Origin of the sequence: Chitinophaga sancti (assembly GCF_034424315.1) — a bacterium.
In the GTDB taxonomy this organism is placed as follows: domain Bacteria; phylum Bacteroidota; class Bacteroidia; order Chitinophagales; family Chitinophagaceae; genus Chitinophaga; species Chitinophaga sancti.
In genome coordinates, this window is sequence record NZ_CP139972.1 from 6,954,827 (window position 1) to 6,966,107 (window position 11,281).

Annotated in this window: 8 protein-coding genes; all 8 read left to right on the forward strand. The window is 47.1% G+C overall.

The genetic code is table 11. From position 1 onward, the window contains the following. The first annotated feature begins 310 nt into the window (after nucleotides 1–310). The gene (ilvD, locus tag U0033_RS27445; RefSeq protein WP_072359936.1) at nucleotides 311–1,990 is read left to right on the forward strand and encodes a dihydroxy-acid dehydratase; all 1,680 of its coding nucleotides are present in this window, start codon (nucleotides 311–313) and stop codon (nucleotides 1,988–1,990) included. Beyond that, on the forward strand, nucleotides 1,956–3,713 hold the full coding sequence (ilvB, locus tag U0033_RS27450) for a biosynthetic-type acetolactate synthase large subunit (protein WP_317043295.1): 1,758 nt from the start codon (nucleotides 1,956–1,958) through the stop codon (nucleotides 3,711–3,713). Before ilvD ends, ilvB begins: the two co-directional genes overlap by 35 nt. A 28-nt stretch (nucleotides 3,714–3,741) precedes the next feature. Beyond that, complete coding sequence (gene ilvN / locus U0033_RS27455) at nucleotides 3,742–4,332, forward strand: acetolactate synthase small subunit (RefSeq protein WP_072359934.1); 591 nt, start codon at nucleotides 3,742–3,744, stop codon at nucleotides 4,330–4,332. Between the two features lie 63 nt (nucleotides 4,333–4,395). After that, entirely contained in the window at nucleotides 4,396–5,652 is a 1,257-nt protein-coding gene (gene ilvA / locus U0033_RS27460) for a threonine ammonia-lyase IlvA (protein ID WP_072359932.1), read from the forward strand. Nucleotides 5,653–5,856: 204 nt separating this feature from the next. Continuing rightward, entirely contained in the window at nucleotides 5,857–6,813 is a 957-nt protein-coding gene (locus tag U0033_RS27465; RefSeq protein WP_083571486.1) for an NADP-dependent oxidoreductase, read from the forward strand. A gap of 11 nt (nucleotides 6,814–6,824) precedes the next feature. Then, nucleotides 6,825–7,943 (forward strand): NAD(P)/FAD-dependent oxidoreductase, encoded by a 1,119-nt coding sequence (locus U0033_RS27470; protein ID WP_072359930.1) that lies wholly within the window; start codon nucleotides 6,825–6,827, stop codon nucleotides 7,941–7,943. 94 nt (nucleotides 7,944–8,037) lie between these two features. Beyond that, the gene (locus U0033_RS27475; RefSeq protein ID WP_072359928.1) at nucleotides 8,038–9,735 is read left to right on the forward strand and encodes a sodium/sugar symporter; all 1,698 of its coding nucleotides are present in this window, start codon (nucleotides 8,038–8,040) and stop codon (nucleotides 9,733–9,735) included. Between the two features lie 59 nt (nucleotides 9,736–9,794). Continuing rightward, nucleotides 9,795–11,267: a xylulokinase gene (locus U0033_RS27480; protein WP_072359926.1), complete on the forward strand. Its 1,473-nt coding sequence runs from the start codon at nucleotides 9,795–9,797 to the stop codon at nucleotides 11,265–11,267. The last annotated feature ends 14 nt before the right edge of the window (nucleotides 11,268–11,281 follow it).

An 11,281-nucleotide genomic window follows, 5' to 3' on the forward strand; every position in this document is an offset into this window, starting at 1 on the left:
CTTTGATATTCAATAGGTGAGTGGTCCGACGGCGGCCAGCCGTCAGACCACTCCCATTTTAAAGGGATACCGCACTCGTATTAAAAGAATTTTTTAATCTTGGATTTTGGATTTTTGAGTTCACGTTATTCAATACCATAGCGGGTTTGAAACGAAATAGGACCTTCTTGAAATCCGGCTGGACCCCAAAATGTCGGTTTGGAACTTGGCGTTTATAGCCGCTTCTTTGTAACCTGCTTAATATGATATTCAACATTTGGGAACCGGTGGAATGAACAGCTCCGGAACCCAGGCAAACTTTTACTGAAAGATGGAATTGAACAAGTACAGCAAAACGCTCACTCAGGACCCTACACAGCCTGCCACCCAGGCACAGTTGTATGGTATTGGCTTAACAGATGAGGACCTGAAGAAAGCGCAGGTGGGCATTGCCAGCATGGGATATGATGGCAACACCTGTAATATGCACCTGAATGAACTGGCACAAGAGGTCAAGAAAGGGGTCTGGGCGAATGATCTGGTCGGATTAACCTTCCATACCATAGGCGTCAGCGATGGTATGACCAATGGTACTCCAGGTATGCGCTATTCGCTTGTCAGCCGTGACGTGATTGCTGATTCCATCGAAACTGTTGTGGGTGGCCAATATTATGATGGCCTCATCACTGTACCTGGCTGTGATAAAAATATGCCAGGCTCCCTGATGGCAATGGGTCGCTTAAACCGCCCTGCTATCATGGTTTATGGTGGTTCTACCTCTCCTGGTCATTATAAAGGAAAGGACCTGAACATCATCTCCGCTTTTGAGGCACTTGGCCAGAAAATGGCGGGTAACCTGGACGATGTGGATTATAAAGGTATCATTATGAATTCCTGCCCTGGCGCTGGTGCCTGCGGTGGTATGTATACCGCTAATACGATGAGCTCCGCTATCGAAGCCATGGGTATGAGCCTTCCATATAGTTCTTCTACTCCTGCCCAGAGCGAAGCAAAAAGAGAAGAATGTAGAACAGCAGGTAAATATATCCGCCTGTTGCTCGAAAAAGATATTAAGCCAAGAGACATTATGACCCTCCAGGCTTTTGAAAATGCTGCTGTCGTAATTATGGCCATGGGTGGTAGCACCAATGCTGTGCTGCACATGATCGCCATTGCAAAATCAGTAGGCGTGAAGTTTACCATTGATGATTTTCAGCGTATCAGCGACAGCACGCCGCTGATTGCCGACCTGAAACCAAGTGGTAAATACCTGATGGAAGACCTGCACAAGATTGGGGGTGTTCCATTGGTAATGAAATACCTGCTGAAAGCGGGCTTGCTCCATGGTGATTGTATGACCGTGACCGGCAAAACGATTGCAGAAAACCTGGAAAGTGTGCCGGATCTGGATTTCGAAAGCCAGGACATCATCGTTCCGGTAGAGAAGCCACTGAAAGCATCAGGTCACATCCAGATCCTGTATGGTAACCTGGCCGAACTGGGTTCTGTGGCAAAGATCACTGGTAAGGAAGGTGAATTCTTCCGTGGTCCTGCAAGGACCTTTGACGGAGAATATGAACTGATTGCTGGCATCACCAGTGGCCGTGTAAAGAGCGGTGATGTAGTGGTGATCCGCAACGTAGGTCCGAAAGGTGCACCGGGTATGCCTGAGATGCTGAAACCAACCTCCGCCATCATGGGTGTGGGTCTGGGTAAGAGCGTGGCACTGATCACTGATGGCCGTTTCTCTGGTGGTACCCACGGTTTCGTGGTAGGTCACATCACCCCTGAAGCGGTAGAAGGTGGTTTGATCGGCCTGGTTGAAGACAATGATATTATAGAAATTGACGCAAAACATAACACCATTAAGCTGGAAGTAAGCGAGGAAGAAATCGCTGCACGCCGCGCCAAATGGGTAAAACCTGCCCTGAAGGTAAATAGTGGAGTATTATATAAATACGCAAAACTCGTTTCAAATGCAACAGAAGGATGTGTTACCGATGAAGCCTGAGCCGGCTAAACAGCCAGCAGTGGCTACTGCGGAAAAACTACATATTACAGGTTCCGAAGCCGTAATCCGCTCACTGATTGCAGAAGATGTGAAAACCATTTTCGGCTATCCAGGTGGGGCCATTATGCCAATTTATGATGCCCTTTACGATTTTCAGGATGAGGTTCATCACATATTAGTACGCCACGAACAGGGCGCTACCCATGCTGCGCAGGGCTATGCCCGTACCTCCGGTAAAACAGGGGTGGTATTTGCCACTTCAGGTCCGGGTGCTACCAACCTGGTAACCGGCCTGGCAGATGCTTATATGGATTCTACTCCAATGGTATGTATCACTGGCCAGGTGGCTGCTCACCTGTTGGGTACCGATGCTTTCCAGGAAACTGACGTGATCGGGATTACCATTCCTATTACTAAATGGAATATCCAGGTAACCCGTGCGGAAGATATTCCGGGGGCTATTGCAAAAGCATTTTACATTGCAGCCAGCGGTCGTCCGGGCCCGGTACTGGTAGATATTACCAAGAATGCACAGGTAGCTAAGTTCGATTTTGAATATAGCAAATGTGAATATATCCGCAGTTATCACCCTGTTCCAAAGCTGAACAACGAAGCGGTGAAATATGCAGCTGCCCTGGTCAACGAAGCTAAGAGACCTTATATCCTTTGTGGACATGGGGTACTGCTGGCTGGCGCTGAAAAAGAGCTGATAGCCCTGGCAGAAAAAGCAGGTATTCCTATCGCTTCTACACTTTTAGGTCTTTCTGCTGTTCCGGTAGATCATCCTAATTATGTAGGCTTCCTGGGTATGCATGGCAACTATGCACCTAACATCAAGACCGATGAATGTGATGTTGTCATTGCTGTAGGTATGCGCTTTGACGACCGTGTAACCGGTGATGTGACTAAATATGTAAAACAAGCGAAGGTTATCCACATCGAAATCGATGCTGCTGAGATCAACAAGATCATCACTGCAGAAGTAGGTATACATGCGGATGCTAAAACTGCGCTGCAGGCCCTGTTGCCACTGGTGAAAGAAGCAAAACACGACGAGTGGATTGCTGGTTTCAGAGAGGCTGATAAGCAGGAAGAAGTGAAAGTAAACCGCGGTGAACTGTATCCAACCGAAGGCCAGTTGAAAATGGCGGAAGTAGTACGCCTCATTTCTGAGCGTACCGAAGGTAAAGCAGTACTGGTTACAGACGTAGGTCAGCACCAGATGATTGCTTCCCGTTACTATCGCTTCAAGGATCCGAATACCAATATCACCAGTGGTGGTATGGGTACCATGGGCTTTGCACTGCCAGCAGCAATGGGTGCCAAGATGGGTACGCCGGAGAAAGAGGTGGTAGCTGTGATCGGGGATGGTTGTTTCCAGATGACCTTACAGGAATTAGGTACGATTTACCAGTCACAGATTGGTGTGAAGATCGTGATCCTGAACAATAACTTCCTGGGTATGGTGCGTCAGTGGCAGCAATTGTTCCATGACAAGCGTTATTCTTCTACCGAAATGACGAACCCTGACTTCGTGCAGATCGCTAAAGGGTTTTACATTCCGGGCAAGAAGGTAACTGACCGTGCGGATATTGTGGCAGCGATTGATGAAATGATCAGCCATGATGGCGCTTACCTGTTGGAGGTAATCGTAGAGAAGGAAGACAACGTATTCCCGATGATACCAGCCGGTGCGCCAATTGCAAATATCAGGCTCGAGTAGTAAACCTTTTTAACAACGAAGAATTAATATGCAAAAAGAATATACAATAACGGTATATACAGAAGACAGGATCGGTATCACGAACCGTATCACTGTTATCTTTACACGCCGTCGTATCAATATCACCAGCCTCACTACCGCACCGACGGAGATTGAAGGTGTTTATAAGTTTATCATCACTGTACTGGCGGAAAGATCACTGCTGGATAAGGTAATAGGTCAGATTGAGCGCCTGGTGGAAATTCATCGTGCGTTTGTACACGAAGAGGACGAAGTGGTGTACCAGGAACTGGCACTGTACAAGATATCGACAAAAGCATTGAAGAACGGCAGTATTGAAAAGCTGATCCGTGAAAATGCAGCAAGAATTCTGACAATTACAGACGAATACTTTGTATTGGAGAAAACTGGTCACCAGGAGGAGCTGATAGCGCTGCAGGCGGAATTGGCACCTTATGGATTGATAGAGTATACCAAAAGCGGTCGCGTAGCGATCGTGAAATGGAGTCGTCGCTTCCACGACCATCTGAAAGATTTGTCCGAACAGGAGGCAGATGATCTGGCGGAAGTGGATTATACTCACGGGCAGCCAGGTTCCCATCAGGAAGAGAGTATCTAATAAACTATAATCAATTCATTAGGGCTGACCATACAGGTCAGCCCTAATTCTTATCTCAATCACATGTCTCAGGTATTAACAAGTGTTAATCCGCTCAATATTCTCGATGCAGCGGTGAAGTTGAAACCAGTGGTGAACAGAACACCCCTGACCTATAGTCAAACATTGTCACGCAGGTACAATGCTGATATTTACTTGAAAAGAGAAGACATGCAGATTGTACGCTCGTATAAACTACGCGGGGCTTACAACAAGATCAGTAGCCTGGATAAAGAGCTGCTGGGCAAAGGTGTAACCTGTGCGAGTGCCGGCAATCATGCCCAGGGCGTTGCATATGCATGTCGTCAGCTGGATATTAAAGGTGTAATTTTCATGCCGATTATTACCCCCAAGCAGAAGGTGAACCAGGTAAATATGTTTGGCGGAGATAATATTGAGATCAGGCTGGTGGGAGATACATTTGATGATTGTGCCACCGAGGCACAGGCTTATACAAAGGCGCATGGCATGACGTTCGTCGCTCCTTTTGACGATCCAAAGATCATAGAAGGCCAGGGAACAGTTGCCGTAGAGGTGCTGGAAGATCTGTCTCAGGTTGATTACATCTTTGTGCCTATCGGTGGTGGTGGCTTAGCTGCCGGTACCGGTACCTATTTTAAAACATACAGCCCACATACCAAGGTGATTGGGGTAGAACCATCGGGTGCTGCGTCTATGACTGCTGCACTGAAAAAAGGGGAACCTGTAACACTGGATGAAATTGAGCGCTTTGTAGATGGTGCGGCTGTGAAAAGAGTAGGGGCACTGAATTTCGAGATCTGTAAGGATGTGCTGGACAAAATGCATACCGTAGCAGAAGGTAAGGTCTGTACGACCATCCTGAAATTGTACAATGAAGATGCGATTGTAGTGGAGCCTGCGGGAGCACTGTCTATTGCAGCACTGGATGATTTTGCGAAAGAGATCGAAGGTAAGAAAGTAGTGTGTGTGGTGAGTGGTGGTAACAATGATATTGACCGTATGCAGGAGATCAAGGAAAGGTCTTTACTGTTCGAAGGTCTCAAGCATTATTTCATCATCCGTTTTGTACAGCGCCCTGGTGCACTGAAAGAATTTGTGAACCATGTGCTGGGTCCTGATGATGATATTACCAGGTTTGAATTTATCCAGAAGCATAATAAGGAAACAGGTCCTGCATTGATTGGTGTGGAACTGAAAAGGAAAGAGGATTATGATATCCTGGTGGCTAACTTTAAGAAGTATGGGATCCATTATACTGCACTGAATGAAGATGATAACTTGTTTGGGTATTTGGTGTAGTCAAACTTAATTGAATGCTAAGCCGGCCGCCGGCCATTCTCCCGCCGCCAAATGTTGATGCTCCAGGTATCAACATTTGGCGGCGGATGTTTTTTGTAAAATGATGTAGGTGCGCTCACTGGTAACAAGAAATTAACCTCCTGCATAACGCAGGAGGCTTTATTTTGCCCCTTTTAATTACATTTAGATAAATAATTCCGGAAGATGAGCAATCTCATGCGCGCAGCCCTTCTGCGGGAATTTGGACCCGCCAGTAACCTGACTATCGAAAAAATACCGGTACCTCTGCCGGCTACAGGTCAATTACTCATAAAAGTACGTGCTGCAGGTATTAACCCTGTTGATTATAAAACCCGTACAGGAAAAGGTCTCCCTGCCAGGGAACTGGAACTCCCTGCTATCCTGGGATGGGATATAGCCGGCGAAGTAGTAAGTCTTGGAGAAGGCGTAAGCCGTTTTAACAGGAATGAACGAGTGTTTGGCATGAGCAATTTTCCACATGCCGGGAATGCGTATGCAGAATATGCAATTGTACGGGAGGATGAATTTGCCCTGATACCAGCTGCGGTGAGCGATGAGGTAGCTGCTGCTACACCCCTGGCAGCATTAACTGCCTGGGAGGCCTTGTTTGACCAGGGAGAACTGGGTGCAGGTCAGAAAATACTGATCCATGCAGCTGCGGGTGGCGTAGGTCATATTGCGGTGCAACTGGCTAAGTGGAAAGGGGCTTATGTAGTGGGCACTGCTTCGCAGCAGAACCACGCTTTGCTGCATGAACTGGGGGTGGACCAGGCACTGGACTATCGTACACAGGATTTTACTACTGCTGTAAATGATATAGATGTGGTCCTGGATGGAATAGGTGGTGACAACACCCTTCGTTCTATCGATGTGTTGAAACCCGGCGGGGTGGTAATATGTCTGCCTTCTATGTATAAAGATGATCCGGCAATCCTGGCAAAAGCCGCTGCTAAGAATGTGCGGGTGAAATGGATGGTGGTAAGTCCATCAGGAGAAAGAATGGGGCAGGTGGCCGCGCTGCTGGCATCAGGTGATCTGAAAATAAAGGTGGATCAGACATTCCCGCTGGAAGATGTGGCGAAAGCACATGAGGCGGTAGAAACGGGTCACGTAAGTGGCAAGGTAGTGCTGGTGATCTAACAAATAATTATATGCTTAGCTACTGGGAAAAACAGGCTCTTCTTCAATACGATTACATCATAGCCGGCAGTGGTATCGTGGGTTTATCCACAGCTATCAGTTTGCGCGAGGCGCAACCGGATGCCCGTGTACTGGTGTTGGAGAAGGGCGTGTTGCCTACGGGGGCGAGTACGAAGAATGCAGGTTTTGCCTGTATAGGAAGTTTGACGGAATTGCTGGCGGATCTAAAAGTGATGTCGGCAGAAGAGGTGCTGGCGTTGGTGGCTTTACGTTGGAAAGGGTTGCAGGCCTTGCGGCATAGGTTGGGAGATCAGCATATTGATTACAGGGAGAATGGGAGTTATGAGCTGATAGGGGAGCAGGAGTTGTATGCCTTGTCAGAAATCGATGGTATGAATGAGTTGATGAGGGGATTGCTGGGAGGGAAAGCGTTCTCACTTGCGAAAAACGAGTTTGGTTTTAATGACAGGTATGTAAAAGCACTGATCAGGAATAATTTTGAGGGGGAATTGCATACCGGGAAGATGATGAGGCGATTAATAGATCTTGCATTGTATTATGGAGTGGAAATTAAGACCGGGTGTGAGATCGGCCATTTTATAGAGAATGATAACTCAATCCGCGTAAGTGTAGGTGAGTATGCATTTGAAGCCCGGCAACTGGGCATCTGTACCAATGCATTTACAAAAAAACTGATTCCTGACCTTGATTTACAACCTGGCAGAGGCCAGGTACTGATAACCGACCCTATACCTGAGCTGCCATTTAAAGGTATCTACCATATGGATGAAGGTTACTATTATTTCCGTGAACTGGAGGGGCGTGTACTCTTTGGTGGAGGGCGTAATATGGACTTTAAGGGAGAGGCCACCACAAATTTCGAATTGAATCCAAATATTCACAAGGAACTTGAAAACCGGCTACGTCATATTATTTTGCCGGGTTTTTCGTTTAATATTGCTGACCGCTGGACGGGCATCATGGCTTTTGGCCAGAACCGGCAGCCGGTTATCCGCCGTCATTCAGCCCGAATCGCGCTGGGCGTAAGAATGGGCGGCATGGGTGTCGCCATTGGAACGGCTATTGGGGCACAACTGGCCGATATTCTATTAAAGAATGATCACGATTAATCCCCTCCACTGGAATAATTTTTAAATGTAAATTTTACGTTTATTAAAAATGTTACTATATTGACCAAACAATAAATTTTACCACGTTGATTTTATGCAAAAGAGTTTACAATTCCTCGATTATGTCGTCTTTTTGGTGTATTTCGCGATCGTCGCGGGTTACGGTATTTACATCTACCAGAAAAAGAAACGAAAAACTACAGACTCCAAAGACTTTTTCCTGGCAGAAGGTTCCCTTACATGGTGGGCCATTGGTGCATCTCTGATAGCATCCAACATTTCCGCGGAGCAGTTTATTGGCATGGCCGGTTCCGGTTTTAATATAGGTCTGGCAATTTCCACTTATGAATGGATGGCTGCTGCGACCCTCATTATCGTCGCCGTATTTTTCCTTCCTATTTATCTGAAGAACAAGATTTATACGATGCCGCAGTTCCTGCTGCGCAGGTATAATCAAACGGTGAGTACCATTATGGCGGTATTCTGGTTGCTGCTCTATGTAGTGGTGAACCTGACTTCCATCCTTTACCTGGGGGCTTTGGCTATCAACACCATTTCAGGGATTGATTTTAATGTTTGTATGATATTGCTGGCCGTATTTGCGGTGTTTATCACCCTGGGTGGTATGAAGGTGATAGGATATACAGACGTTATCCAGGTATTCTTCCTGATCCTGGGAGGCCTGGCTACTACTTACCTGGCCCTGAACCTGGTATCAGAGCATTTTGGTACAAGTGGTGTATTGAATGGTTTCCATTTGATGACAGAACATGCCGGTGATCATTTCCATATGATCCTGGACAAAAAGGATCCTCATTACCTGGATCTGCCTGGATTGTCTATCCTGGTGGGAGGTATGTGGATTGTAAACTTAAATTATTGGGGTTGTAACCAATATATTACACAGCGTGCGCTGGGTGCTGATCTGAAAACAGCGCGTTCCGGCTTGTTGTTCGCGGGTTTCCTTAAACTCCTGATGCCGCTGATCGTGGTGATTCCTGGTATTGCTGCCTATGTATTACATAGCCGCGGTTTGTTCCAGGCAGAAATGGTGAAGGGTGGTGAACTTAATCCTGACAATGCTTACCCGGTGTTAATGAACCTGTTGCCAATTGGTATGAAGGGGCTGGCTTTTGCTGCGCTGACTGCTGCAGTAGTTGCTTCCCTGGCTGGAAAGGCAAACAGTATTTCAACAATTTTTACACTGGACATCTATAAAGAACACTTTGCTAGAAAAGCAGATGAAAAGCACATAGTACGCACAGGTAAAATCGCGGTAGTCGTTGCGATGATCCTGGCTATTATCATCTCTCCGTTCCTGGGTATTGATAAGAAAGGTGGCTTCCAGTTTATACAGGAGTACACTGGTTTCGTATCTCCAGGTATTTTTGCGATGTTCCTGCTTGGATTCTTCTGGAAACGTACAACTTCAGGTGCAGCGCTGTTTGCGATGATTGGAGGTTTTACGTTATCTCTCATCCTGAAGTTCCTGCCGGGTTGGGCGGATCTTTCCGGTTTGAACAGCATTGGATTCTCCGTACCTGCAGCTAACGGTATCTATGAAATTCCGTTCCTGGATCGTATGGGTATTGTATTCGTGGTATGTGTGATTGGTATGATCCTGATTTCAATGGTAGCTCCTGCCAAATTGAAAGTGGCTGGTGCAGAGATGGTCGATGAGTCTAAGGGCCTGGAAGTGGATGCTTCTATGTTCAAAACCTCCATGCCATTCGCTATCACTGCGATTTTGATCTGCGGTATACTGGTTGCATTATATACCATATTCTGGTAGAGATTTTTGAAAAGCTGGCTAAACGGCCAGCTTTTTATTTTTATAAACCTGCAAGCGTTATGAGGTATACGATTGGTTATGATATCGGATCGTCTTCAGTGAAGGCGGCCCTGCTGGACACTAATACAGGAAAATGTGTGGCTACGGCGATCAGCCCGGCCCAGGAAATGCCTATGCACGCGCCGGTGGCGGGATGGGCAGAACAGGATCCTGAGATGTGGTGGCGGGAAGTTCAGAATGCAACAAAGAAGTTACAACAAATCCACCCCTTTGAAGGATCGGCCGTGGCAGGAATAGGTATTGCCTATCAGATGCATGGCCTGGTATGTGTGGATAAGGATCAGCAGGTATTGCGTCCTGCAATTATCTGGTGTGACAGCAGGGCTGTCGAAATAGGAAATGCAGCTTTTGAAAAGCTAAGTCCTAACTGGTGCCTGCAATATCTCCTGAACTCTCCCGGAAATTTTACCGCTTCTAAACTACGTTGGGTACAGGAGCATGAACCTGCCCTCTATGAGCGCATTGACAAAGTGATGCTCCCTGGCGATTTCATTGCGATGCGCCTGACGGGTGATGCGGCGACGACTATCTCCGGTTTGTCTGAAGGGATCTTCTGGGATTTCAGTATGCACCAGGTGTCGCCAGTGTTGCTGAAACATTATGGTATCAGTGAAAAGCTGCTATCCAACGTCGTACCTACGTTTGGGTTACAGGGTAAGGTGACTGCGCAGGCAGCGGCTTTGCTGGGCTTAGCAGCGGGAACACCGGTTACTTACCGTGCGGGTGACCAGCCTAACAATGCTTTTTCGCTGAATGTATTACAGCCTGGTGAAGCGGCAACTACCGCCGGCACTTCGGGTGTGGTATATGCGGTGCATGATCATATCGCATTTGATGAACAAAGCCGGGTCAATACTTTCGTACATGTGAATGATACAGCAGCAGCACATCGTAATGGAGTTTTGATGTGTTTGAACGGTACAGGTATTCTGAACAGCTGGATGCGCAACCTGGTAGGCAAGCCATCTTACGAAGAGATGAATGCACTGGCAGCTGTAGCTCCTGTTGGATCCCGCGGATTGAAGATCTATCCGTTTGGAAACGGTGCGGAGCGTATACTGGCGAATAAAGAAGTGGGCGCATCCATGAAGGGGCTCAATTTCAATATTCATGGCAGAGAGCATATGCTGCGTGCTGCACAGGAAGGGATTGTATTTGCGCTGAAATACGGGATGGATATTATGCAGGATATGGGATTGAATATTAAACGCGTGAGAGCCGGGCATGCGAATATGTTCCTGAGTCCATTATTCAGGGAGGTATTTGCAAATACGGCAGATGTGGTGATTGAGTTGTACAATACGGATGGTGCGCAGGGGGCTGCGAGAGCGGCGGGTGTAGGAGCCGGTTTGTACGCGGTGGAGGATGCGTTTAAGGGGATGGAGAGCCTGGCAACGATAGAGCCGGAAAATGGTTCGGCTTATAAAGAGATTTATGAAGAGTGGGTAGAAGGATTGCATAAAATGATATGATGCATTTTGGGTGC

Coding starts and splice junctions, on each gene's coding strand:
- ilvD (WP_072359936.1), top strand. CDS start 311: ATGGAATTGAACAAGTACAGCAAAACGCTCACTCAGGACCCTACACAG.
- ilvB (WP_317043295.1), top strand. CDS start 1,956: ATGCAACAGAAGGATGTGTTACCGATGAAGCCTGAGCCGGCTAAACAG.
- ilvN (WP_072359934.1), top strand. CDS start 3,742: ATGCAAAAAGAATATACAATAACGGTATATACAGAAGACAGGATCGGT.
- ilvA (WP_072359932.1), top strand. CDS start 4,396: ATGTCTCAGGTATTAACAAGTGTTAATCCGCTCAATATTCTCGATGCA.
- U0033_RS27465 (WP_083571486.1), top strand. CDS start 5,857: ATGAGCAATCTCATGCGCGCAGCCCTTCTGCGGGAATTTGGACCCGCC.
- U0033_RS27470 (WP_072359930.1), top strand. CDS start 6,825: ATGCTTAGCTACTGGGAAAAACAGGCTCTTCTTCAATACGATTACATC.
- U0033_RS27475 (WP_072359928.1), top strand. CDS start 8,038: ATGCAAAAGAGTTTACAATTCCTCGATTATGTCGTCTTTTTGGTGTAT.
- U0033_RS27480 (WP_072359926.1), top strand. CDS start 9,795: ATGAGGTATACGATTGGTTATGATATCGGATCGTCTTCAGTGAAGGCG.